The organism is Nocardia sp. IFM 10818, assembly GCF_054655275.1.
In genome coordinates, this window is record NZ_BAAHJH010000001.1 from 6,925,161 (window position 1) to 6,948,027 (window position 22,867).

24 protein-coding genes and 1 pseudogene are annotated in these 22,867 nt (G+C 68.9%); 14 read left to right on the forward strand and 11 right to left on the reverse strand.

Annotated elements, in window-relative coordinates:
• The first annotated feature begins 120 nt into the window (after positions 1–120).
• From ACYQ5L_RS32040 to ACYQ5L_RS32065, 6 genes and pseudogenes are all read left to right on the forward strand, one after another.
• Positions 121–981, forward strand: a complete 861-nt coding sequence (locus ACYQ5L_RS32040; protein ID WP_379197791.1) for a lytic transglycosylase domain-containing protein — start codon at positions 121–123, stop codon at positions 979–981.
• Positions 982–1,036: 55 nt separating this feature from the next.
• Positions 1,037–2,173 (forward strand): Mrp/NBP35 family ATP-binding protein, encoded by a 1,137-nt coding sequence (locus tag ACYQ5L_RS32045; protein ID WP_459961927.1) that lies wholly within the window; start codon positions 1,037–1,039, stop codon positions 2,171–2,173.
• Positions 2,174–2,491: 318 nt separating this feature from the next.
• Positions 2,492–2,764, forward strand: a pseudogene (locus ACYQ5L_RS32050) (DivIVA domain-containing protein); the annotation flags it as partial.
• 542 nt (positions 2,765–3,306) lie between these two features.
• On the forward strand, positions 3,307–3,882 hold the full coding sequence (locus ACYQ5L_RS32055) for a DNA-3-methyladenine glycosylase I (protein ID WP_459961928.1): 576 nt from the start codon (positions 3,307–3,309) through the stop codon (positions 3,880–3,882).
• 165 nt (positions 3,883–4,047) lie between these two features.
• Positions 4,048–4,215, forward strand: a complete 168-nt coding sequence (locus ACYQ5L_RS32060; RefSeq protein WP_006554284.1) for a DUF3117 domain-containing protein — start codon at positions 4,048–4,050, stop codon at positions 4,213–4,215.
• A gap of 21 nt (positions 4,216–4,236) precedes the next feature.
• Positions 4,237–5,670, forward strand: a complete 1,434-nt coding sequence (locus ACYQ5L_RS32065) for a putative RNA methyltransferase (protein WP_459961929.1) — start codon at positions 4,237–4,239, stop codon at positions 5,668–5,670.
• Positions 5,671–5,808: 138 nt separating this feature from the next.
• On the opposite strand, the gene ACYQ5L_RS32070 is transcribed toward ACYQ5L_RS32065, so the two are convergent.
• The gene (locus ACYQ5L_RS32070) at positions 5,809–6,705 is read right to left on the reverse strand and encodes a LysR family transcriptional regulator (RefSeq protein WP_459961930.1); all 897 of its coding nucleotides are present in this window, start codon (positions 6,703–6,705) and stop codon (positions 5,809–5,811) included.
• A gap of 69 nt (positions 6,706–6,774) precedes the next feature.
• On the opposite strand from ACYQ5L_RS32070, the gene ACYQ5L_RS32075 reads away from it, so the two are divergent.
• The gene (locus ACYQ5L_RS32075) at positions 6,775–7,290 is read left to right on the forward strand and encodes a GNAT family N-acetyltransferase (RefSeq protein WP_459961931.1); all 516 of its coding nucleotides are present in this window, start codon (positions 6,775–6,777) and stop codon (positions 7,288–7,290) included.
• 38 nt (positions 7,291–7,328) lie between these two features.
• Here ACYQ5L_RS32075 and glgA read toward each other — a convergent pair whose 3' ends face one another.
• Complete coding sequence (gene glgA, locus ACYQ5L_RS32080) at positions 7,329–8,498, reverse strand: glycogen synthase (protein WP_459963611.1); 1,170 nt, start codon at positions 8,496–8,498, stop codon at positions 7,329–7,331.
• 197 nt (positions 8,499–8,695) lie between these two features.
• Between glgA and glgC the strand changes: the two genes are divergently transcribed.
• Positions 8,696–9,910: a glucose-1-phosphate adenylyltransferase gene (glgC, locus tag ACYQ5L_RS32085; RefSeq protein WP_379197781.1), complete on the forward strand. Its 1,215-nt coding sequence runs from the start codon at positions 8,696–8,698 to the stop codon at positions 9,908–9,910.
• A 76-nt stretch (positions 9,911–9,986) separates the two neighbouring features.
• On the forward strand, positions 9,987–11,174 hold the full coding sequence (locus tag ACYQ5L_RS32090; RefSeq protein WP_459961932.1) for a DUF7373 family lipoprotein: 1,188 nt from the start codon (positions 9,987–9,989) through the stop codon (positions 11,172–11,174).
• 20 nt (positions 11,175–11,194) lie between these two features.
• Here ACYQ5L_RS32090 and ACYQ5L_RS32095 read toward each other — a convergent pair whose 3' ends face one another.
• The 6 genes from ACYQ5L_RS32095 to ACYQ5L_RS32120 form a co-directional block, all read right to left on the reverse strand.
• Positions 11,195–11,650 carry a hypothetical protein gene (locus ACYQ5L_RS32095; RefSeq protein WP_459961933.1) on the reverse strand — a complete coding sequence of 152 codons (456 nt, stop codon included), beginning with the start codon at positions 11,648–11,650 and terminating at the stop codon, positions 11,195–11,197.
• A 77-nt stretch (positions 11,651–11,727) separates the two neighbouring features.
• On the reverse strand, positions 11,728–11,946 hold the full coding sequence (locus ACYQ5L_RS32100; protein ID WP_459961934.1) for a hypothetical protein: 219 nt from the start codon (positions 11,944–11,946) through the stop codon (positions 11,728–11,730).
• A 230-nt stretch (positions 11,947–12,176) separates the two neighbouring features.
• Positions 12,177–13,823 (reverse strand): ABC transporter permease, encoded by a 1,647-nt coding sequence (locus tag ACYQ5L_RS32105; RefSeq protein ID WP_459961935.1) that lies wholly within the window; start codon positions 13,821–13,823, stop codon positions 12,177–12,179.
• The gene (locus ACYQ5L_RS32110) at positions 13,820–14,803 is read right to left on the reverse strand and encodes an ABC transporter ATP-binding protein (RefSeq protein ID WP_459961936.1); all 984 of its coding nucleotides are present in this window, start codon (positions 14,801–14,803) and stop codon (positions 13,820–13,822) included. The genes ACYQ5L_RS32105 and ACYQ5L_RS32110 overlap by 4 nt, the downstream gene beginning before the upstream one ends.
• A 40-nt stretch (positions 14,804–14,843) precedes the next feature.
• A complete protein-coding gene (locus ACYQ5L_RS32115; protein ID WP_459961937.1) occupies positions 14,844–15,476 on the reverse strand; it encodes a TetR/AcrR family transcriptional regulator in 633 nt (210 codons plus the stop codon).
• Positions 15,477–15,586: 110 nt separating this feature from the next.
• Positions 15,587–16,234 carry an O-methyltransferase gene (locus ACYQ5L_RS32120; RefSeq protein WP_379197767.1) on the reverse strand — a complete coding sequence of 216 codons (648 nt, stop codon included), beginning with the start codon at positions 16,232–16,234 and terminating at the stop codon, positions 15,587–15,589.
• Between the two features lie 236 nt (positions 16,235–16,470).
• On the opposite strand from ACYQ5L_RS32120, the gene sigE reads away from it, so the two are divergent.
• From sigE to ACYQ5L_RS32145, 5 genes are all read left to right on the forward strand, one after another.
• A complete protein-coding gene (gene sigE / locus ACYQ5L_RS32125; RefSeq protein ID WP_459961938.1) occupies positions 16,471–17,142 on the forward strand; it encodes an RNA polymerase sigma factor SigE in 672 nt (223 codons plus the stop codon).
• A gap of 71 nt (positions 17,143–17,213) precedes the next feature.
• Positions 17,214–17,606, forward strand: coding sequence for a hypothetical protein (locus ACYQ5L_RS32130; RefSeq protein WP_379197763.1), 393 nt, complete (start codon positions 17,214–17,216; stop codon positions 17,604–17,606).
• 10 nt (positions 17,607–17,616) lie between these two features.
• Positions 17,617–19,203, forward strand: a complete 1,587-nt coding sequence (locus tag ACYQ5L_RS32135; protein WP_459961939.1) for a S1C family serine protease — start codon at positions 17,617–17,619, stop codon at positions 19,201–19,203.
• A 71-nt stretch (positions 19,204–19,274) separates the two neighbouring features.
• Positions 19,275–19,676: a Sec-independent protein translocase protein TatB gene (gene tatB, locus ACYQ5L_RS32140; protein ID WP_379197759.1), complete on the forward strand. Its 402-nt coding sequence runs from the start codon at positions 19,275–19,277 to the stop codon at positions 19,674–19,676.
• A 59-nt stretch (positions 19,677–19,735) separates the two neighbouring features.
• The gene (locus ACYQ5L_RS32145) at positions 19,736–20,572 is read left to right on the forward strand and encodes a hypothetical protein (RefSeq protein ID WP_459961940.1); all 837 of its coding nucleotides are present in this window, start codon (positions 19,736–19,738) and stop codon (positions 20,570–20,572) included.
• A gap of 3 nt (positions 20,573–20,575) precedes the next feature.
• Here the strand turns inward: ACYQ5L_RS32145 and ACYQ5L_RS32150 are convergent, their stop codons facing one another.
• From ACYQ5L_RS32150 to ACYQ5L_RS32160, 3 genes are all read right to left on the reverse strand, one after another.
• Complete coding sequence (locus ACYQ5L_RS32150) at positions 20,576–21,496, reverse strand: glucosyl-3-phosphoglycerate synthase (RefSeq protein ID WP_379197755.1); 921 nt, start codon at positions 21,494–21,496, stop codon at positions 20,576–20,578.
• Positions 21,493–22,365: a dihydropteroate synthase gene (folP, locus tag ACYQ5L_RS32155; RefSeq protein WP_459961941.1), complete on the reverse strand. Its 873-nt coding sequence runs from the start codon at positions 22,363–22,365 to the stop codon at positions 21,493–21,495. The genes ACYQ5L_RS32150 and folP overlap by 4 nt, the downstream gene beginning before the upstream one ends.
• Positions 22,366–22,440: 75 nt before the next feature.
• Entirely contained in the window at positions 22,441–22,836 is a 396-nt protein-coding gene (locus tag ACYQ5L_RS32160) for an SRPBCC family protein (protein ID WP_459961942.1), read from the reverse strand.
• Positions 22,837–22,867 lie beyond the last annotated feature (31 nt).

Genomic DNA, 22,867 nt, shown 5'->3' on the forward strand with positions numbered 1-22,867 from the left:
CTTGGCCAAACCTGAGAATTGGTCACGAAGGAGTAACGAACAGGTCTCGAATGATGTAGCGTGGTTCTTCGTTGCAGCACCCCGGTTTCACAGCCGATGGCAATGGAGGGTCACCACACAGTGGGTCGTCACCGTAAACCGCCGGTCCCCAAAGTTCGTCGCGGATCGGTCATCGCATTGACGGGGCTCATGCCCGCAGGACTCGCCACCGTCACCGGAGCAGCCGACGGATCGCTCGCCGAGAAGCTGAATGTCGGTATCGAACAACGGCTTTCGGTGGATCCCGACGATCACGTACCGCTAGCCGAGGCGGCCCCGGCCGCCGAGGACAAACTGCTCCGCGAAGCCAAGCAACTCGCTCCCCCGCCGCCACCGGTGGTGAAGACCGTGGCGCAGCCCGACGGGCGCGTGCCCGCGGCGCTGCCGGCCGGACCGCTGGGCGTGCCCGGCGTCGCCGTGAACGCCTATCAGAACGCGGAACGCATTCTGGCGGCGGACAATCCGGTCTGCAATATGCCGTGGTCCATGCTGGCCGGCATCGGCCGCGTCGAATCCATTCACGCCTTCGGCGGCAAGGCCGACGAGGCCGGCAACACCATCGACCCGGTCTACGGACCGGTGCTCGACGGAAGTCTGGCCGGCAACAACGTGATTCACGATTCCGACAATGGCGCCCTGGACGGCCTGGACGGCTACGACCGCGCGGTCGGTCCCATGCAGTTCCTGCCGGAGACCTGGACCCGCTTCGCCGCCGACGGCAATGGCGACGGCATCGCCGATCCGCAGAACCTCTTCGACGCCGCCCTCACCGCGGGCAAGTACCTGTGCTCCGGCGGCCTCGATATGCGTGATGCGGGCCAGCAGACCCGTGCCATCCTGCGCTACAACAACTCCATGGCCTACGTCGCCAATGTGATGGCCTGGGAGGCCGCCTACACGACCGGCATCCAGCCGGTGGCCGCCCAGCTCCCGCGCATCTAGACCCCGCGCCCATCCCCGTAGCGGCGGTCCGCACCGGCGCTCCTAGACTCGGGGTATGCCAGTGGTAACGGAATCGGATGTGCGGGGCGCGCTCGCGAAGGTGGACGACCCGGAGATCCGGAAGCCGATCACCGAACTGGGCATGGTGAAAAGCGTCGAGATCGGCGCCGACAGCAGTGTCCACGTCGTGATCTACCTGACGACAGCGGCCTGCCCGATGAAAACCCAGCTCTCCGAGCGGGTCACCAAGGCCGTGGCCGACGTGCCCGGAGTCGGCGGCATCACCGTCGGCCTGGACGTCATGAACGACGAGCAGCGCACCGAACTGCGCCGCAAGCTGCGCGGCGATGCGGCCGAACCGGTCATCCCGTTCGCCCAGCCCGGCTCGCTCACCCGGGTGTACGCCGTCGCCTCCGGTAAGGGCGGCGTCGGAAAGTCCAGTGTCACCGTGAATCTCGCCGCCGCGCTGGCCGCGCGCGGGCTCTCGGTGGGCGTGCTGGACGCCGATATCTACGGCCACTCCGTACCCCGCATGCTCGGCACCGATCAGCGGCCCACCCAGGTGGAGCGGATGATCATGCCGCCGCAGGCGCACGATGTGAAGGTCATCTCCATCTCCATGTTCACCCAGGGCAATACGCCCGTGGTGTGGCGCGGGCCGATGCTGCACCGGGCGCTGCAGCAGTTCCTGGCCGATGTGTTCTGGGGCGATCTCGACATCCTGCTGCTGGACCTGCCGCCCGGGACCGGCGATGTGGCCATCTCGCTGGCGCAGCTCATCCCCAATGCCGAGATCCTGGTCGTCACCACCCCGCAGCTGGCCGCCGCCGAGGTGGCCGAGCGCGCCGGATCCATCGCCCTGCAGACCCGGCAGCGCATTGCGGGCGTGGTCGAGAACATGTCCTGGCTGGATCTGCCCGACGGCACCCGCATGGAGCTCTACGGCTCCGGCGGCGGCCAGTCCGTGGCCGAGAACCTGACCCGCGCGGTCGGCGCGAATGTGCCGCTGCTGGGCCAGATTCCGATCGAGCAGGCGCTGCGCGAGGCCGGCGACGAAGGCGAGCCCATCGTGCTGCGCGATCCCGAGAGCCCCTCCGCCAAGGCCCTGCTGGGCATCGCCGACAAACTCGCCGTCCGCCGCCGCGGCCTGGCGGGCATGTCGCTGAGCATCGACACCACGCGGCACCTGTAGCTCAGAGAACCTCTAGATCTCGTGCCCCGCTGCCTGACGGCAGCGGGGCACAGTGCTGGGTGGGAAGGTGGTGCCTGTCGGCGGGCAGAGCGCTGGAGGGCGGGGAGAGCGCAGGCGGCGGGCACCGTGCTGGCGGGCGGGCACCGTGCTGGCGGGCGGGCAGAGCGCTGGCCGGCGGGCACCGTACTGGCGGGCGGGCACCGCGCTGGGGCGCAGTGCTGGGAGGGCGAAAACGATCGTCGCTGTTCACAACTCGACGGCTGATTTCCGCCGGGCCGAGGTGTGCCCGGGGCGCGGTGGACACCTAAGCTCGGGAGCATGCTCACGCTGCTGCTGTACGTGCTGATCGTCGGCCTCGTCGCCGCGCTGCTGTTCCTCGTTGCCAGCGCGATCTTCGGGCGGTCGGAGGAGCTGGGGCCGCTGCCGGAGGGCACGACGGTCACCGTGCTGCCGGCCGGGGGCATCAGTGGCAGCGATGTGCGGGCGCTGCGGTTCCAACAGGTGTTCCGCGGCTACAAGGCCGGTGAGGTGGACTGGGCGCTCACCCGGCTGGCCGCCCGCATCGACGAACTCGAACACCAGCTGGCCGCCGCCCGCGGCGATCGCTCCGCCGTGGCGTTGAGCAAGCAGCCTTCATCGAACGGCGCGCCGCAAGCGGCACCCGCTGCGCCCGGGAAGAGCGCGGCACCGGTCGCACCCGCGCCGCAAGCGGCACCCGCTGCGCCTGTGCAGAGCGCGGCAGCCGCCACGCCCGCGCCGCCGACGGTTCCCGCCACGCCTGTGCCGCAGGCAGCCGTGGACGTGCCCGCGCCACGCCGGGTTACACCGGGCGAACCGCCCGCATTATCGGCGGGCGGCGAGGCTGCATCTGTCCCTCAGGTTTTGCCGGGCGCGAGCTCGGGCGAGGGCGCGGGGGCGACCGGGGGCGCGGGGGCGGCCGGGGGCGCGGGGGCGGCCGGGGGCGCGGGGGCGGCCGGGGGCGCGCCGGACGGGCGGAGTTCGACGCCGGAGGCCACGGTGGCGGGGCCGGGCGAGGAGTCCGGTGAACGCGGTACCGAGCCGATCACCCAGCGCCCCGAGCCGGGTGCGCCCGGTGCGGGGCCCGCGACCCGGAGTGGGGAGCCGGGCGCGCGGTGAGCGAGGTGGATATCAGCGCCGACGGATATGTGCGGTGCGGATGGTCGGAGGGATCGCAGCTGTATCGGGATTACCACGATCAGGAGTGGGGGCGGCCGCTGCACGGGGATGACGCGTTGTTCGAGCGGGTATGCCTCGAGGCGTTTCAGTCGGGGCTGGCGTGGATCACGATTCTGCGGAAGCGGCCGGCCTTCCGGGCGGCGTTCGCGGGGTTCTCCATCGAGCGGGTCGCGGAGTTCGGGGACAAGGATGTGGCGCGGCTCATGGCGGACACCGGCATTGTTCGCAACCGCGCCAAAATCGACGCGAGCATCCATAATGCGCGGGTTGCCCGGGACCTCGGGAAAAGCCTGGACGAGCTGCTCTGGTCCTTCGCGCCGGCCGCCAAACCGCGCCCGCGCACGCTCGCGGATGTGCCCGCCGTCACGCCCGAATCAACAGCTCTCGCAAAAGAACTGAAGCGGCTCGGATTCAAGTTCGTGGGACCCACGACCGCCTATGCGCTCATGCAAGCGACCGGAATGGTAGACGATCACATCGCCGATTGCTGGGTGAATGTGAGTACTCGCTAGACGGCACGACGGTCGGTTTTTGGAACTCAGGTACCCGCCCCGATCCGCGATAGGGAAGAATGGGCTTGGTGCGGCCCGCCACATACCGGCGGGCTGCCTGGTTGGTGACAACTGGAGTTCCATGAAAGTGCGCAGCAGACCGCGCAGATCTGGAGGGAGCAGAGGATGGCGGCCATGAAGCCCCGCACCGGGGACGGTCCCCTCGAGGCAACCAAGGAAGGGCGTGGAATCGTCATGCGGGTTCCACTCGAGGGTGGCGGGCGACTGGTCGTCGAGCTCACGCCGGAGGAAGCCGCGGCGCTCGGTGACGAACTCAAGAGTGTCACCAGCTAATAGCCAGACTTGCCAGTGCCGGTGAGCCACACCCCACCGTTTGACCGGCTCACCGGCGCCACGGTGAAAACCGAATCACCCCCGGCCGAGCGCCTGATCGCTTGCGCCGATCTACTGTCCTGCCCGGAATGCGGACACGACATTTCGGTCATCGACCGCACCCTGCGCTGCCCCCGCGGCCACAGTTTCGATATCGCCAAACAGGGCTACGTCAGCCTCCTCACGGGCGCCTCCACCAAAATGACCGGCGACACCCCGGCCATGCTCGACGCCCGCGCTGCCTTCCAAGCCGCCGGCCACTTCACCCCCATCGCCACAGCCCTCGCGCACGCGCTCACCACCGGCCCGGCGCTCGCACCGGCAGCCGCGGTCGCCCCCGCCACCGCGCACCCAGTCGCCACCGACCGGCCGACGGCGCACTCCCCCGAGCTCAGCGCACAGCAGCCCGTGGCCTCCCCCGCGACGCCGCCGAATCGAACCGCGACCGTCCCCGAGCCCACCGCACGCCGCGGCCCGACGACACGCCCGGGCTCGACGGCGGCGGCCGCCTCGGCCGCACGGCTGTCAGCGACACTGCTCGCCGGCCCCGGCCGAACTCCGCGTTCCGCGACCGAAGCCCCTCGACCCGGCGCGCTTCGCGGCCGGGAGCCACGCGGGCCGCGCAGACCACACGTCGGCGCCGATGATGCCTCCCGGCGTGGCGCCGTGGAGACGGCCCCGGCCGCGCGAATCACCACATCTCTGCTCGGCGATCCGGACACCGGGAGCGGTGAGAATGCCGCGAACCCGTCCGCAGCAGCCCACAGTGAGGCTGACGTCGGTGCGCCTGGTCCGGGCAGTACGACGAGAACGGGCGGCGCGGCAGAACTTTCGCCGAAGGCCGGGGCAGCCGTCCTCGAAATCGGTGCCGGAACCGGGTATTACCTGGCGGCGGCGTTGGATGCGCTGCCGAGCGCGCGCGGCATTGCGCTGGATGTCTCCAAGACCGCTGCCAAGCGCAGTGCTCGAGCACATCCGCGGGCGGGCGCGGTGCTCGCGGACGCGTGGCGCGGGCTGCCGATCCGCAATGGCGCGTTGAGCGCGGTGTTGTGCGTCTTCGCGCCGCGGAACGCCGGCGAGGTGGCGCGGGTACTGCGTGCGGATGGGCGGTTCATCGTGATCACGCCGACCTCGCGGCATCTCGGTGAGCTCATCGAGCCGCTGGGCATGGTGCGGGTCGACGCGGCCAAGGACGACCGGCTGGCCGACTCGCTGGGTGAGCGCTTCGAATTGCTCGATCGACGGGCGGTCGAGTACACGATGGCGCTCACGCATGCCGATATCGCCAATGTGGCGGCCATGGGGCCGTCGGCCCGTCATGCGGCGGCCGAGCGCGCCGAACGCATTGCGGCGCTCCCGAATCCGATGCCGGTGACGGCGTCGGTGCGGGTCGCGGTCTATCGGGTGCGAGGCTGATCGGCCCACAGGTCCGGCTGTGCGGCGCGACGCTCCCGCCGAAGCGCGGGGACCGCGCTTCGGCCATGCGCCGCCGGAATGGCGACCTCGGCGCTACCCGGCTCGATGATGGCGGCGGGCACCGGCGGGGATCGCGATCTATCGCGTGCGGGGCTGATTGGGCAGCAGGTCGAGGAGGTTGTGGACGAGGGGGCGCGGCTCGTCGGTGCGGTGGGCGATGTAGATGGTTGTGGTGGCGTCGGTGTCGGCCAGGGGGATGATGCGGGCCGAGGCGGGGGCGGTGAAGGCGGCGCTGCGGGGGGCCACGGTGACGCCGAAGCCGGCGGCCACCAGGTAGAGGATGATGGTCCAGTTGGTGGCTTCCTGGACGATGCGGGGGTGGCGGCCGGAGGCGCGCAGGGGTGCGAGGTTCTTTTCGTGGGCCAGGCCGCCGGCGGCGCGGGGGAAGAAGACCAGGGGGTTGTCCACGAGGTCGGCGCCGGTGATCGCGGAGCGGTCCGCGAGGGGGTGGTCGGCGGGCAGGATGGCGACGTAGGGCTCGGTGATCAGGGGCACGGTGACGGTGCCGGGCTGCGGGTCCGGGTCGCGCACGATGGCCAGGTCCAGGGCGCCGGTGGCGAGGCGCTCCATGAGATGGCTGGTGAAGCCTTCCACCAGTTCGACTTCCACGAGCGGGAACAGTTCGCGGAATTCGCGCACGCCGCGCAGCGGGTCCAGGGGTAGCACCGAGGGCACGAAGCCGAGGTAGAGCGTGCCCTGGCTGCCCTGGCCGATGCGGGTGATCTCGGCCAGATCGCGTTCGGCGTGGCCGAGCAGGGCGATGGCCCGATCCTTCAGCACGACACCGGCGGGGGTGAGCGCCACCGTCCGGGAGGTGCGGGCGAAGAGCTTCGTCCCGAGCAGCGTTTCCAGGCGCTGGATCTGCTGGGTGAGGGCGGGCTGGGCGATGTGCAGCCGCGCGGCGGCCCGCCCGAAGTGCAGTTCCTCGGCGACGGCCAGGAAATAGCGCAGATGCCGCAGCTCGACCCCATCCATAAGTCGATCATATCGATCCGAGCTATCAAGTATTGGACGTTATGGTTGCTGGCACGCAATGCTGAAGCGGTGACTCAGACCGATGCCCGCACCCCCGAAATCGGCTCGATCGTGGTCGAGCCCATGTCCTCCGAGGCCGATGCCCGCGCCTTCCGCGACCTCAATCTGGAGTGGATCGAGAAGTTCTTCAGCGTCGAGGCCGCCGATCTCGCCACCCTCGACCATCCCGGCAAGATCGTCGCCGACGGCGGCCAGGTGTTCATCGCCCGCGACGGCGAGCAGATCATCGGCTGCGGCGCCATGGTGGCCGAGGGCCACGGCGTGTACGAGCTGTCGAAAATGGCCGTGCCGCCGCAGCATCGGGGCCGCGGCATCGGCCGCATCGTGCTGCGCGCGGCGGTCGACTGGGCTCGCGCCCAGGGCGCGACCGAGGTGATCCTGGCCAGCAACAGCGTGCTGGCCAATGCCGTACACCTGTACGAGTCCGAGGGTTTCGTGCACGTGCCGCCCTCGGAACTGCCGCCCAGCCCTTACGACCGGGCGAACGTCTTCATGAAGTACCGATTGAACGACAGCGTCGCGTAGCGACTCCATGAGGGGTGGTGGCCGGGCGACGGGTGGGCTTAGCTCTTGCGCGCGAGGTCGTAGATCCGCGCGGTGTGGGCGGCAATGTTGTTCCAGTCGAATTCGCCGATGGCCCGGGCGCGTCCGGCCGCGCCCATGGCCGCGGCCGACTCCGGGTCGGCCGCCACCAGATTCACCGCGTGCGCCAGCGCCCGCTCGTAGTCGGCGGGTGCGGCCTCGTCGTAGCGCACCAGGCGCCCGGTCTCCCCGTCCGTGACGACCTCCGGAATCCCGCCCACATCCGAGGCGACCACGGCGGTCCCGCAGGCCATGGCCTCCAGATTCACGATGCCGAGCGGTTCGTACACCGAGGGGCAGACGAAAACGGTCGCGGCCGCGAGGATTTGGCGCACCAGCTCGGTGGGCAGCATCTGCTTGACCCAGTAGACGCCGTCGCGGGTGGCGGTGAGTTCCCGCACCGCCGCCGCGACCTCGGCCTCCATGGCCGGGGTGTCGGCGGCCCCGGCGCACAGCACCAGCTGAATGTCCGGGTCCAGATGCCGCGCGGCGGCCAGCAGGTGCGCGACGCCCTTCTGCCGGGTGATGCGCCCGACGAAGGCCGCGACGGGCCGTTCCCGCGACACCCCGAGTTCGCCCAGAATGTCGCGGCTGCCCGCGGCGGGCCCGCCCGGATGCCACACCTCGGCGTCGATTCCGTTGTGCACCACATGCACTTTGGCGGGATCGATATCCGGGTAGGCGGCCAGCACATCGGCGCGCATGGCATCGCTGACCGCGATGACCGCGTCGGCGCAGTGCATGGCATTGTGCTCCGACCACGACGACAGCCGGTAGCCGCCGCCCAGCTGTTCGGCCTTCCACGGCCGCCGCGGTTCCAGCGAATGCGCGGTCAGCACATGTGGAATCCCGTAGAGCGTGGCGGCCAGGTGCCCGGCCAGCCCGGTGTACCAGGTGTGCGAGTGCACCACGTCGGCGCCGCCCGCGGCATCGGCCATGCGCAGCTGCGCGGACATCATCTGCAGCGCGGAGTTGGCGGCGTAGAGCATCGGATCCGGTTGGTGCACCACGGCATCGGCGCGCTGCACGCCCATGCAGTGCACCGTCACGTCACACAGGCTTCGCAATCGTGGAACCAGTTCGGTGACATGCACTCCCGCCCCGCCGTACACCTCGGGCGGGTACTCGCGGGTCATCATCGCGACCCGCAGTTCGCGGGCGCCCTCCGCGCCGTAACTCACCGGTCCAAAGTAGACGCTCGAGCGGGACCTAACCAATCGCCCCGGCTGCGAAATATGCGAGGTGAGGGCAATCTCGGGGCGGTTCCTGGCATACCGGACGTCAACCCGCGATCAACACGGAACATGGTCGCCATTCCGTGTTCGAACTCACCCGGTAGTTTGGCATTGTGAGGAGCCAGCCGCACGTACTCGGGATCGTGCTCGCCGGCGGCGAGGGCAAGCGACTCTTTCCGCTCACGAAGGATCGCGCCAAGCCGGCGGTTCCGTTCGGCGGTGCGTACCGGCTCATCGATTTCGTGCTCTCGAATCTCGTGAACGCCGGCTATCTCAAGATCTGCGTGCTGACCCAGTACAAGTCGCATTCCCTGGACCGGCACATCTCGCAGACCTGGCGGCTGTCCGGGTTCGGCGGCGAGTACATCACCCCGGTGCCGGCGCAGCAGCGGCTGGGCCCGCGCTGGTACACCGGCAGCGCGGACGCCATCATGCAGTCGCTGAACCTGATCTACGACGAGGATCCGGAGTACATCGTGGTCTTCGGCGCGGACCACGTGTACCGGATGGATCCGGAGCAGATGGTGACCGCGCACATCGATTCCGGTGCGGGCGTGACGGTGGCGGGCATCCGGGTGCCGCGCAGCGAGGCCAGCGCCTTCGGCTGTATCGATTCCGATGAATCCGGCCGCATCGTCAGCTTTCTGGAGAAGCCGGTGCATCCGCCCGGCACCCCGGACGATCCGAATGTCACCTTCGCCTCCATGGGCAATTACGTGTTCACCACCAAGGTGCTGGTGGACGCCATTCGCGCCGATGCCGAGGACAACGACTCCGACCACGATATGGGCGGGGACATCATTCCGAGCCTGGTGCGCGAGGGCAAGGCCGCCGTCTACGACTTCGGCGCCAACGAGGTGCCCGGCACCACCGACCGCAGCCGCGGCTACTGGCGCGATGTCGGCACCCTGGACGCCTTCTACGAGGCGCACATGGATCTGGTGTCGGTGGACCCGGTCTTCGACCTCTACAACAAGCACTGGCCCATTCGCGGTGCGGCGGAGAATCTCCCGCCCGCCAAGTTCGGCCGCGGCGGCCTGGCGCAGGAATCGATTGTGGGCGCGGGCAGCATTCTGTCGGCGGCGACCGTGCGCAATTCGGTGTTGTTCTCGAATGTGCTGGTCGACGATGGCGCCACGGTCGAGGGCAGTGTGCTCATGCCCGGGGTGCGCATCGGCCGCGGCGCGGTGGTGCGGCACGCGATCCTGGACAAGAACGTGGTGATCACCGAGGGCGAGATCATCGGCGTCGATCTGGACCGCGACCGGGATCGTTTCGCGGTCAGCAATGGCGGCGTGGTGACCGTCGGCAAGGGCATCTGGGTCTGAACGGTGGACAGTCCCTCGTCCCGATGGCGAAAATCGGGATGGAGCGCCGCTGCTGAGCAGTGCGGGAGGGAACACCATGAACCGCGCGATACGCCTGATCACCACCGCGACCTGCCTCGCCCTGACCGCCGTGCTGGCCGGTTGCGGGACCCAGGGCACTCCGGTCGCCGGTGAAATCGATGTCCGCACACTGGATGCGGGCAGTTATCCGGTCGACCGCTACCGCTACGACCAGCCCGCGGGCGACAAGGGTTCGCTGCTGGAGGGCATGCGCATGGCCGAGGCCGTGGTGCCGACGGCCCGGATCGATCAGAGCCTGAGCCACGGCCGCGGCGGCCTGGTGCTGAAGGACGTGCAGGATGTGATCGGCGTCAGCAATCTATCCTCCTCGGCCCGGCCCATTCTGGAGAACCGCGGCTTCCTCACCGGTTTCGCCGCCAGCGGCTCGGACAAGCCGGACAAGGCCGATGACACCGTGGATCCCACCGGCACGGCGGTCACCATCCGGCTGCTGCGCTTCCCGTCCACGGACAATGCCAAGCTGGCCGCACGCGAGATCGCCGACGCCGACTTCAATGTGGCGCTCGAGCAGAACCGCAAGCTGACGCTGCCGGAGTATCCGGACGCCTTCATCCACTGGCGGCCGGGCGTGGCCAATATCGGAGTGTCCATGGCGCGCAAGGAGTTCGTGATCTCGGTGTTCCTCATGCGGCCGCAGGCGCAGGAGGCCGATCTGCTGTCCTGGGTGAAGAAGACCCTGGATGCCGAGGTGGCCGCCGTGGACGCCTTCCAGGCCACGCCCGCGGACGCCATCGACGCGCTGCCGGTGGATCCGGGCGGCATGCTGGCCCGGGTGCTGACCTCCGATCGCGACAAGCACACGCCCGATCCGGATGTGTTCGCGGTGTTCGGCGCGAACATGCTCATCCATCCCGCCGGTGATCAGAATCTGCGCACCCGGCTGGTGCAGGACACCGGCATGGACGCCATGGCGAGCGTGGAGGACAACTTCCTGTTCCGCGCCCGGGATGCCGCGGCGAGCGCGGAGCTGGTGTCGGGGCTCATCGCGAGCCTGGGCGAGACCACCGACAATGGCGCCGCTCCCGACAATGTGCCGGATACCAAGTGCGTGAAACGCAAGTCCGGGGACTATCGCTGCTACGTCGTCTACAAGCGCTATGTGGGCGTGGTGAACGCCGAGACCGAATCGGAGGTCCGCACCATGGCGGCGGCGCAGTATGCCCTGCTCGCCAATAGCCTGTAGGTCAGAAAATAGCCTGTAGGTCAGAAGCGGACGGTGTCGCCGTCCAGATACCGCCAGGCGGCGGGCCGGGCGTCGTCGCCGTCGCGGTGCGTCCCGTCGTGGTCGCAGGGATCACGATGCGCATGGTCGTGGCCGTTGTGCGCCAGCGTATTTCCCGCATGCCAGGCGCTGCCGTGCGCGAATCGCCGTCCGGCGCCGCCGGGCGTGCTGTCGTCCCGGAAGCGATAGTCGCGGAAGCCGAACGGCTGCAACAGCGCCCGCAGGAATTCCGCGCCGTCGGCGGGCAGCACCGTGCGCTCCTCGCCGAGTATGCCGACGCCCTGGTGATACCAGACCCGCGCGACCAAGCCCTCCACCGGATCCACCGCGCGGAAGGTGACGTGACCGTCTGCGGCCAGCCGGAATTCGGCGATCCGCCGCCACTGCCCGGATTCGTGGAAGTACAGACCTACCACGGCGGGAACACGCTGACTCATGAAAACCTCGATCGCCGAACTGTTCCCTTGGAGTATCCGTCCCGCCGGAGCGGAAACCTCCCGCGCCGGACGGTGGTTCAGCGATAGCCGGGCGCGGGCGTGCTGTCGGTGTAGCAGAACGGCGCGCACGGACCGGGCGTGGCCGGTACGACGTGTGACATATCGTCGAACCGCGCACCGCTGACCAGCAGCAGGACCGCGAGCGCCCCGAAGAGTATGAGACCCATCAAGATCAACGCCGGCCACAGCCATCCCGCCGGCAGATGCGCGCCCAGTACCAGACCCTCGTAATGCATCCCCCACCTCCTCCGAATCGAAGCTCTCTCATTCGTCTACCACCCCTCCCCCACCCGAATCCAGCCCCCGGCCCTGCCTTTGCGCTGCCTTGGCCTCCGGACCGAAACCAATTGCGCCCCTTGGTCATCAGCCGCCCCACGACCGTTCCCCCGCCACAGTCGCCACCCGAAGAGTGAAGGGGCCGTGACTCGGTTTCCCGGATCACGGCCCAGCCTGCGTGCCGAATGAATCAACGCAGGTCGCGGCGGCGGAAGCCGATGAGGCCCACCATGATCAGCGCCGCGTCGACGAGCAGCAGGATCACCAGCGGCGTGGCGGTGAACTCCGCGCCCGGCAGCTTCGGCGCGTGCTCGAACGGATCCAGATCGCGGAACCATTGCGGCGCTCCGGAGATGGCCCCGAGCAGGAAGATCGCAATGGCCGTCACGTACACGCCCCAGGCGACCGGCGTCCAGCGCGGTACGAGACCGAACAGCAGCACCGCCACGCCCACGAAGAACCAGATGGCCGGCACCTGCACCAGGGCCGCGCCCAGCACATCGCCGAGCTTGCCGCCCACATCCCCGGCGGCGCGGCCGTACACCAGCCCGCCGATGGTCGCGGCGACGGTCAGCGCCACCACCGGGCCCACCAGCGCGAACACCAGATGCGATGCGGCCCACCGGATTCTGGACACCGCGACGGTGAGCACCGATTCGGCGTGCTGGGTGCTCTCCTCGCCGAACAGGCGCAGCGCCGCCGAGATGGCGTAGGCGGTGGCGGCCACGCCCAGCATGGTGAAGCCGTAGGTGATCATCGAGTTCTCCAGCGACTGCGAGCCGCCCATGCGCGTGATGAGATCGCGCATGGTGTCGCTGTTGCCGAGTTCGTCGCTGATGCCGTGCACGACACTGCCGAAGACCAGCCCGTAGAGCCCGAGTCCGACGGTCCATGCCGCCAACGTGCCGCGCTGCAACCGCCACGCCAGTCCGAACGGGCCCGACAGCGCGGGTCCGGCGGTGGGCGCGCCGGGGCGCTCGGCGATCAGTCCGCCGCCCAGATCGCGATTGGCCAGCAGCGCGTAGGCGATGGCGATGAGCACCAGCACGGCGATCAGATGCAGCAGCAGCACCGCGAAATGATCACCGGCATAGGGCCTCACCTGCAGCGACCAGCCCTGCGGCGACAGCCAGGTGAGCGCGCTGGTCGGTCCGGCGCCGGATTTGGCGTCGCCGATGGCCCGCAGCGTGTAGGTGGCGGCCAGCACCGCGAAGGCAATGCCGCGCGCCGTGCGGGCGCTGGTCGACACCTGCGCGGCCACGGCCGCCACGGCGGCGAAGACCGCGCCGGATCCGGCCAGCGCCAGCCCGAAGGCCAGCGATCCGGACCTCGGCACATCGGTGCCGAGCAGGCTCAGGGTGCCGAGCAGCCCGGTGGCCAGCGCCCCGCCCAGGCCCATGACGAGCGCCGCGGTGAGCCCGGCGAAGCGCCCGATCCGGGTGGCCGCCACCAGTTCCCCGCGCCCGGTCTCCTCTTCGGCCCGGGTGTGCCGGATGACGGTCAGGATGGTGGCGACGGCGATGAGCGTGTAGAACATGCCCGCCTTCCAGATACCGGTCGCGCCGATACCGGTGTTGTAGATCGGGCCGTACATGGCCAGCTGGGCCGGGCTGGCGAGAATGGATTCCGCGAAGCTCGCCCGGTCGGCCTCGTTCGGGTAGACCGATTCGATGCTGCCGACGTACACGCTGCCCAGCGGCAGCGACAGCAGCAGCACCCACAGCGGCATGACGATCCGGTCCCGCCGCAGGTACAGCCGCAGCAGTTGCCCGGTGCCGGTGAAATCGGATGAGCGTAACGGTGTTTCGAGTGGACGGGGTGCGGCGATGGTGGTCATTTCGCGACCTTCCGCGAGTCGGCGGCCGCCCGCTCCGGCGCGGCCTCGGACCGCGATTCGTCGTCGCCATTGGGTTCGTCGTCGCCATTGAGCGAGTAATGCCGCAGGAACAGCTCTTCCAGCGTCGGCGGCTGGCTGATCAGGCTGCGCACGCCGGCGTCGCCGAGCACCCGGATGAGCTCCCCGAGGTGCTCGCTGTCGACCTGGCAGCGCAGCGTGTGGTCTTCGATGCTGAGGTCCGCCACACCGGGAATGCGGGTGAGATCGCCCGGGTCCCCGGTCAATTCGGCGGTGATGGAGGTGCGGCTCAGATGCCGCAGCTGCTTCAGCGTGCCCGACTCCACGGTCTTGCCGGCGCGGATGATCGTCACCCGCTGGCACAGCTTCTCGACCTCGGAGAGGATGTGGCTGGACAGCAGCACGGTGCAGCCGCGCGCCGCCGCCTCGGCCACGCATTCGTTGAACACCTGCTCCATGAGCGGATCCAGCCCGGAGGTGGGCTCGTCCAGCATGAGCAGCCGGGCATTGGACGAGAATGCCGATACCAGCGCGACTTTCTGCCGGTTGCCCTTGGAGTAGGTGCGCGCCTTCTTCTTCGGATCGAGTTCGAAGCGCTCGATCAGCTCGGCCCGGCGCTCGGAGTCGATGCCGCCGCGCATGCGCCCGAGCAGGTCGATGGTCTCACCGCCGGACAGCGAGGGCCACAGCGTGACATCGCCCGGGACATAGGCGATGTCGTGATGCAGCGCGACCGCGTCGGTCCACGGGTCCCGCCCGAACACCTCGGCTTCCCCGGAGGTGCGGGCGAGAATGCCGAGCAGGATGCGGATGGTGGTGGACTTCCCGGCCCCGTTGGGGCCCAGGAACCCGTGCACCTCACCCTCGGCGACCTGCAGATCCAGGCCGTCCAGAGCTCGCACCTGCCCGAAATGCTTGTGCAAATCACGGACGGTGATCGCGGGGTTGGCAGGAACGTTCATCGAATCTCCTTGTGGGAAACGATATTTGTGAAACAGCGCGTTATTGCTGCTGTTGTTCGAGAGCGTCCAGCATCGACGAATCGGTGAGCAGGCCGTGGGTGTAGAGCTCGAGCGCCGGCATCATCAGCTGATCGGCGTATTCGCGCAGCGCCTTCCGGAAATCCACGGGGCCTTCGTTTCTGGCCGCGTACAGCTGCAGGAACATCATCATTCCGCCGCCGTTGATGGTGGCCAGATATTTGGCGGTGGCCTCCAGATCCTTTGGCTTGCGCAGTGTTCCGGAGGCGATTCCGACGGTCAGATAGCTCTTGATGTCCTCGATGAGGTGATCGAAGAGGCTGACCATCAGGCCGCCGCCGTGCTGGAAACTGCGGACCAGATAGGCGATGTACGGCGCGAATTCCTCGATCTCGGCCAATTGCTGGATCGTCCTGCTGGGCGAAGGATTCTCCACCGCCGACATTTTCGCGGTCCGCACCACCTCCCGGACGCGGTCGTCACAGGCCTCGCGCAGCCCATCCTTGGATCCGAAGTGATGAATGACGAGCCCGGGCGAGACTCCCGCCGCGGCGGCGATGGCGCGGACGCCCACCCCGAAGCCCTGCTCCCCGAAGACGGCGATGGCCGCTTCGCGGATGCGCGCCCGGGTCGTCAGATCGTCGGCTGAACGCATGTTCAATACATTAAACACTCGTTCAATCGGCGGACAAGACCCCGGGGCGTAAATGTTCCGTAAATGCGCAGAACCGGGTGTTAGCCCAGGTCAGACGAACAGGACAGGGTTCATCCGCGCGACGCGCAGAGCAGCCCGTCGCCCACCGGAATCAGGACGCTGGTCAATTGCGGATCCTCGGCGATGGCCCGGGTCGCCGCCCGCACCGCCTGGGTCTGCGGATCGCGCTGCGCCGGATCGGGCACCCGCCCGCCGAGCAGGGCATTGTGCAGCAGGATCGCCCCGCCCTCGCGCAGCAGCCGCACCGCCTGTGCGACATATTGCGGATGCTCCAACGGCGCGGCATCGATGAAGACGAGGTCGTAGGCCCCATCGGCCAAGCGCGGCAACACATCCAGGGCCCGCCCGTTGATGAGCCGGGTCCGCGCCGGCGCGATCTCCGCGGACCGGAACGCCTCCCGCGCCGCCCGCTGATGCTCGGGCTCGGAGTCGATGGTGGTGAGGGTGCCGTCCTCGCGCATGCCGTCCAGCAGCCACAGCCCGCTCACGCCGGCCCCGGTGCCCACCTCCACCACCGCCCGCGCGCCCAGCAGCTGCGCGTACATGCTGAGCAGGGCTCCGACCGCGGGCGGGACGGGCGCGGCGCCGAGCTCGAGAGCGCGCTCACGCGCGGCGACGAGGATCTCGTCCTCGGCGACGGATTCCTCCACATAGGCGAGGTTGCGCTGCAGGTTCGATGCCGCAGGGGTTTGACTCACGGATTAGAGGCTAATGGCGATAAGGCGGTAAGGGGCGGCGGCGACCGGCCGGTGTGGCGATTTTTCTCAGGTGTCGCTCAGCCTCCACATACGGCGGCCACATCAGGACCGGGAAGAGTAAGCGCTACGCCAGGCCAGCGACCGGCGGTCCGGTTACCGGGAACAACGAGACCCACCAGGTCGGTTGTACCGGGCAACTGGGACCACGGTCCCGAGTAGGAGGTAACCCCATCCACATGGTCGACGCGGCGCGTGAACCCGCCATCCTGCCCACGCAGGACCTTTCGCTCGACAGCGACACCACGCTGGACGGCGATCTCGACGCTGGTCCCCTGACCGGGACCGCGGCTTTCGATGCCACCGGTGACCGTGCGGTCATGCCCACCTGGGACGAACTGGTCCGGGAGCATGCCGACCGGGTGTACCGGCTGGCCTACCGTCTGACCGGCGATCCGCAGGACGCCGAGGATCTGACACAGGAGACCTTCATCCGGGTGTTCCGGTCGCTGTCGAACTATCAGCCCGGCACCTTCGAGGGCTGGCTGCACCGCATCACCACGAACCTGTTCCTGGACATGGTGCGCCGCCGCAACCGCATTCGCATGGAGGCGCTGCCGGAGGACTACGACCGGGTGCCCTCCGAGGGCCCGAATCCGGAGCAGGCCTATCACGACGCCAATCTGGACCCCGACCTGCAGGCCGCCCTGGATTCGCTGGCGCCGGAATTCCGCGCCGCGGTGGTGCTCTGTGACATCGAGGGTCTGTCGTACGAGGAGATCGGCGCCACCCTCGGCGTGAAGCTGGGCACCGTCCGCAGCCGCATCCACCGTGGACGTCAGGCACTGCGCGAGCACCTCGAGCATAATGGGGTGGAGCGGCGCTCTGCCGCCGCCGAAAAGGTCGGGTGACGGCGCGGGCGTGAGCCCGCGCATCGGTCCCACCCGATGCAGCTCGAATCGTCCGGAAGGGTGTGCACCGTATGAGTGGCGAGGACAGAACGCCGCGTCGTCCACCTCGTTTCGCCCCGACCGAGCATTTGGCCAGCGAGGCCATCGCCGCCTATGTGGACGGCGAATTGCGGATGAACGCGTATCTGCGCGCCGCCGATCATCTCTCCGTCTGCCTGGAATGCGCGGCGGAGGTCGAAGCCCAGCAGCAGGCCCGCATCGCGCTGCGGCAGTCCAATGATCAGATCACCGCGCCGCTGCGGCTGCACGACACCCTGAGCCGGATCCCGCTGTCCGAGCTGCCGGGCGCCGGGCATTCGCTGCCCGCCGAGCGCGAGGGCATGCCCGCGCGCGGCGCGAGTTCCTTCGGGCTGCGCCAAGATTCGTTCGACAGCAGGCGGTGGACCTCGTGGTGGCGCAAGTAGAGTTCAACGCGTGACCACCGAATCGCAGAACACGGGCCCGGTTCCGGGTGAGGGGCCCGCGGACAATAACCTGCCGCGCACCGCGCAGGCCTCCGATTCGGCGGCCGATCGGGGGAACCTGCGGCCGTCGGACGCACCGGTATTGGGACCGCGGCCGGTCTATCGGCCGCATGTCGACACGCATACCGCGCGCGCCTTCCGCCGCCCGAATGGTCAGCACGGCTCATTCGCGCCGCGCGCCGCCGGCGCCGCCGCCCCGAGCAAGCCCGAGGATGCTCCCGAGGTCCAGAATCGGCCTCCCGACGCGGTTTTGGCCGAGGCGTTCGGGCGGCCGGCGGGTTCCACCGAGATTCTGCAGCGCGATCCGGATGCCAAGACCGACGACGCCGCGCCCGCCGCGCCCGCCGATCCGTGGCGCGATCCCCATTCCGCCGCCCGGCTGGGTTCCCCCGCCGTCGCGGTGCCGCGGCCGGAGCCGCTGGCCCCGGGCCGGCAGCTGACTGCGCGCGAGGTGCTCTTCGGCGGCAAGGTGTCGCCGAAGGCGCTCGCCGTGCTGGCCGCCATCGCCTTGGTCATCGGCCTGGTGGGCGGTCTGGTGGGCACGTTCACCGGGGAGAACGCCTCCGCGCTCACCTCCCGCAAGGTGGAGTTGCAGACCGCCGGCGGGTCGGATGAGCCGCACGGCCAGATCACCAAGGTGGTCGACGCGGTCATGCCGGCCATGGTCACGGTGCGGGCCTGGGTCGGCGATACCGGCTCCTCGGGCTCGGGCGTGGTGATCGACGGGGCGGGCTACATCGTCACCAATAATCACGTGATCTCGCTGGCCGCCAATGACAAGAGCGGCAAGGCGCAGCTGCAGGTGGTGTTCTCCGACGGCACCCGGGTGCCGACCCGGATCGTCGGCCGTGACACCAAATCCGATCTGGCCGTGCTCAAGGTGGATGTGAAGAACCTGTCGGTCATCCAGCTGGGCAGCTCGCAGGATGTGCAGGTCGGCGATGACGTGCTGGCCATCGGCTCGCCGCTGGGCCTGGAGAAGACCGTCACCTCCGGCATCGTGTCGGCGCTGCACCGGCCGGTGAAGGTGGGCGGCGAGGGCACCGACACCAATGCGGTGCTCGACGCCGTGCAGACCGATGCCGCCATCAATCACGGCAACTCCGGTGGCGCGCTGGTGGATATGGAAGGCCGGCTGGTCGGCATCAATACCGCCATCAAGACCGAGAGCGGCGGTTCGGTGGGCCTGGGCTTCGCCATTCCGGTCGATCACGTGAAGAAGATTTCGCAGGCGCTCATTCGCGACGGCAAGGTGGCGCATCCCAAGCTGGGCGTGAGCGCCAAGACCAAGATCGTCGCCAATGATGTGATGAGCGGTGCGGCCGTCGCCGATGTGCAGCCCGAGTCCGCGGCCGCCCGGGCCGGCATCGTGGAGGGCGATGTGATCGTGAAGGTCGGCGATCGCGATGTCTCCGGCCCGGAGGAGCTGACGGTGGCCGTGCAGGCGCACGAGATCGGCCAGACGGTGAACGTCCGGTTGATTCGCGACGGCCGTGAGGTCGACGTGCCGGTAACGCTGCAGTCGGACGAAGAGTAGGTCTCCGAGAAGTGGTTCAGCGCACGTACGGTGGGCAAAACTCCGGAACCGGGCACAGGTAGCCTGGTTCCGTGTTCAGCAATATCAGCTGGGGCGAGCTGTTGATCCTCTTGGTCGCCGCCCTCGTCATTCTCGGCCCGGAGCGATTGCCCGGCGCCGTGCGCTGGACCACGCAATCGCTCAAGCAGGTCCGCGATTACGCGACGGGGGCCACCTCGCAGCTGAAGCAGGAGCTGGGTCCGGAATTCGACGAGATCCGCAAGCCGCTCGAGCAGCTGAACGAACTGCGCAGTATGAATCCAAAATCCATGCTGACCAAACATCTTCTGGACGGCGACGATTCACTTCTGACTGGTAATTTCGACAAACCGATTACCGCCGGGAGCAGCGCTTTCGAGGACTATGGCAGGCCCAAACAGCAGAAACCGCTGGAACGCAACGAACGTCCGCCGGTCGATCCGGACGCCACCTGAGCCGTATTTCGTCAAGCGGACTAGACACTCCGGGCTGTTCAGGTATCTAGACTGCGGACATGTCGGCCGATGAGGTGGCCCGGGTATTCGCGATCGAGGACAAGGTCGAACGCCTGAAAGCCGCCACCGAAGGCGTGGCGGCAGCGCAGCAGACCATCAACGAGCTCACGCGCATCCGCCGCGCCGTCATTCGCGAACTGCACGCCGAGGGCTGGACATTTGCCAGAATCGGTGCGGCGGCTGGACTTTCGCGGGCCCGGATCCATCAGGTGAGCACCCAGGGGCCGGTGCCGGAGGGCTTGTTCTTCGGGCACGGCCCGCTGACCATCCTCACCCCGGACGTGCGCAGCACCACGCGCTCCATCGCGCTGGTGGGCGCGCCGGACGCCGCGGCGCCGCACCGGCTGGTCGAACTGCTACGGGAACTGGGCTTTACCGCCACCGTGCAGCGCTTCCTGCCGGGGCGGCCGCTGGATCTGGACCGCGACGGTCTCATCGTGCTCGGCGGCCCGGAGCTCTCCCCCAGCCTGCGCTATCTGGTGGCCGCCGATCCCCGGCTGCGCCGCACGGTGGCCCGCGCCGGGCGGGTGCGCCGCGGTATCGAGGACCGGGCCGCGCGCCGGGTCTACCGGCCCGGCGGCACCGAGCCCTATGACATCGCCTATCTGGCGCGCCTGCCCCGGCCGGACGGCAAGGGCACGGTGCTCGTCATCGACGGGCTGCACCCGCCGGCCTCGCTGGGCGCCATCCGGCTGCTGGCCACCCGCCTGGCGACCCTGCACGAGCGGGCGGGCACGCATCCGTTCTCGGCGGTGGTGGGCGTGCGCTACGACCGGTCCACCGGTGAGCCCATCGAGGCCGATCTGCTCACCCCCATCTACCGGCACGACCGGTAGGGGTCAGGCGGCCGCCTCTTCGGGGCGCAGGGTGTTCATGGGCGGGCGGTCGGCCAGCGAGACCTCGGTGGCCTGGGCGGTGAATTCGCCGCCGACGAGCGGGAACTGGGTCAGGGCGGCGCCGGAGTCAGCGACGCCCGCGCGGCCCAGCACGGTGCCCAGGATCTGGCGGCTCATGACGCCCAGTTCGGACAGCGGGCGGTTGCGGTGCTGGCGCACACCGAGATTCACCTGGCCGATGGCGGACAGGCCCAGCATGTCGTGGGTGTCCAGGAGCAGGCCGATCTCGACGCCGTAGCCCGGCGCGAAGGGCACCGAGGTGAGCAGTTCGCGGGTGCCCGCGTACTCGCCGCCCAAGGGCTGCAGCACCTTCGACAGTTCCGGGCGCAGCGCCGCGAGCAGCGGGCGGGCCACCAGTTCGGTGACGCGACCGCCGCCATTGTCGTCGATGGTCGCGCCCTGGCGCAGCGGGCGGCGGTAGTACGCCTTCACCAGGTGCATGCCGTCCACCGTGAGCAGCGGGCCGAGCAGTTTGGGGACGAACATCGGATCGGGATCGATGAGATCGGAATCGACGAAGGCCACCAGATCGCCGCTGGTGACGGCCAGCGACCGCCACAGCACCTCGCCCTTGCCCGGGACGGGCTCGAGTTCGGGCACGGCCTGTTCGCGGGTCACCACGCGGGCTCCGGCGGCGTGCGCGCGCTCGGCGGTGGCGTCGGTGGAGCCGGAGTCCAGCACCACGAGCTCGTCGACCAGGGTGCCGAGCAGCGGGCGGATGCTCGCCACCACGGCGGCCACGGTGGCCTCTTCGTTCAGGGCGGGCAGGACGACGGAGACCGTGCGGTCGCCCTTGGCGGAAACGAGTTCTTCGACCGTCCAGTCCGGACGGTCCCAGCTATTGGAATTCACCCAATCGGTCATGCCAGACCTCGCAATGTTCGTGCGGGAGGGCGCAAGCCCTGGATGGCGGCGATCATGTCGACCACCCGACGCGTGGCGGCCACCTCGTGCACTCGGAAAACGCGGGCGCCCGCAGCGGCAGACCAAGCGGTCGCTGCCAATGTGCCCTCCAATCGCTCGGACAGCTCGACACCAAGAGTCTCTCCGATGAAATCCTTATTGCTCAGCGCCATCAAGACGGGCCATCCGGTTTTCACAAGAACGTCTATCGCACGCAACAATTCGAGCCCGTGGTAGGTGTTCTTGCCAAAATCGTGCGTCGGATCGATCAGGATCGAATCTTTTGCCACTCCGGCCGCCGCCGCGCTCTCCGCCGCCGCCACGACGGTATCGGTCACCTCGGCCACGACATCGGCGTAGCGCACGCGATGCGGGCGGGTGCGCGGAACCGCGCCGCCGGTGTGGCTGCACACGATGCCGACGCCCAATTCGGCCGCCACCCCGACCAGATCCGGGTCCGCCCCCGCCCAGGTGTCATTGATCAGATCCGCGCCCTCGGCCACCGCCGCCCGCGCCACCCCGGCCCGCCAGGTGTCGATGCTGATGAGCAGCTCGGGAAACCGCTCCCGGATGGCCGCCACGAACGGCACCACCCGCCGCGCCTCCTCGGCGGCATCCACCTCGCTGCCCGGCCCCGCCTTCACCCCGCCGATATCGACCAGATCCGCGCCCTCGGCCACCGCCCGGGCGACGGCGGCCATGGCGGCCTCATCGGTGAAGGTCGCACCTTTGTCATAGAACGAGTCCGGCGTCCGGTTCACGATCGCCATCACCAGCGCCCGATCCGTCGCCACCGGCTTCCCGCACAATGTCGGCAACGGCGCACACATGATCCCGACTGTACCGAGCGCTGTCGCCCACCCGCTGGGCGGGCGACCGGAACCCGGCCCTGACCGGCGGATCTCCTACCGCAGCGTGCGACGCATGGTCTGCGCGCCCAATTCCATCAGCTCGGCCACCCGCGGCCCCAGCTCATCAGGGAGAACATCGGTGATCCACACGAACCGGGTGCCACCCGCACCATCGGTCAGCACCTCCATGGACGCATTGTGGTGAATGGCCCCCGGCAGTCCGTCGAACACCGAGTAGGCGAACCGCCGCGTCTGCTCGTCCATACCGACCACCCGTTCACGGGCGACCATCCCATTGGCGAACGTCACCACCCGGCCATCGCCCTCCAGATAGGCATCGGTCAGCACACCCGGAACAAGGCGGCGATGCACCTCCCCGATATCCCGCACCACCTCCCAGACCTTGTCCGGATCGGCATCGAGGGTGAATTCCTTGCGGATCGTCGTCATGGGGAAACCCTCGGCTCTCCCCCGAGAGGAG

What these genes read in the sequence shown, in the direction of transcription:
- ACYQ5L_RS32045 (WP_459961927.1), top strand. Translation starts at nt 1,037, where the DNA reads ATGCCAGTGGTAACGGAATCGGATGTGCGGGGCGCGCTCGCGAAGGTG.
- ACYQ5L_RS32060 (WP_006554284.1), top strand. Translation starts at nt 4,048, where the DNA reads ATGGCGGCCATGAAGCCCCGCACCGGGGACGGTCCCCTCGAGGCAACC.
- ACYQ5L_RS32070 (WP_459961930.1), bottom strand. Translation starts at nt 6,705, where the DNA reads ATGGATGGGGTCGAGCTGCGGCATCTGCGCTATTTCCTGGCCGTCGCC.
- ACYQ5L_RS32090 (WP_459961932.1), top strand. Translation starts at nt 9,987, where the DNA reads ATGAACCGCGCGATACGCCTGATCACCACCGCGACCTGCCTCGCCCTG.
- ACYQ5L_RS32095 (WP_459961933.1), bottom strand. Translation starts at nt 11,650, where the DNA reads ATGAGTCAGCGTGTTCCCGCCGTGGTAGGTCTGTACTTCCACGAATCC.
- ACYQ5L_RS32100 (WP_459961934.1), bottom strand. Translation starts at nt 11,946, where the DNA reads ATGCATTACGAGGGTCTGGTACTGGGCGCGCATCTGCCGGCGGGATGG.
- ACYQ5L_RS32105 (WP_459961935.1), bottom strand. Translation starts at nt 13,823, where the DNA reads ATGACCACCATCGCCGCACCCCGTCCACTCGAAACACCGTTACGCTCA.
- ACYQ5L_RS32110 (WP_459961936.1), bottom strand. Translation starts at nt 14,803, where the DNA reads ATGAACGTTCCTGCCAACCCCGCGATCACCGTCCGTGATTTGCACAAG.
- ACYQ5L_RS32115 (WP_459961937.1), bottom strand. Translation starts at nt 15,476, where the DNA reads ATGCGTTCAGCCGACGATCTGACGACCCGGGCGCGCATCCGCGAAGCG.
- sigE (WP_459961938.1), top strand. Translation starts at nt 16,471, where the DNA reads ATGGTCGACGCGGCGCGTGAACCCGCCATCCTGCCCACGCAGGACCTT.
- ACYQ5L_RS32130 (WP_379197763.1), top strand. Translation starts at nt 17,214, where the DNA reads ATGAGTGGCGAGGACAGAACGCCGCGTCGTCCACCTCGTTTCGCCCCG.
- ACYQ5L_RS32145 (WP_459961940.1), top strand. Translation starts at nt 19,736, where the DNA reads ATGTCGGCCGATGAGGTGGCCCGGGTATTCGCGATCGAGGACAAGGTC.
- ACYQ5L_RS32150 (WP_379197755.1), bottom strand. Translation starts at nt 21,496, where the DNA reads ATGACCGATTGGGTGAATTCCAATAGCTGGGACCGTCCGGACTGGACG.
- folP (WP_459961941.1), bottom strand. Translation starts at nt 22,365, where the DNA reads ATGTGTGCGCCGTTGCCGACATTGTGCGGGAAGCCGGTGGCGACGGAT.
- ACYQ5L_RS32160 (WP_459961942.1), bottom strand. Translation starts at nt 22,836, where the DNA reads ATGACGACGATCCGCAAGGAATTCACCCTCGATGCCGATCCGGACAAG.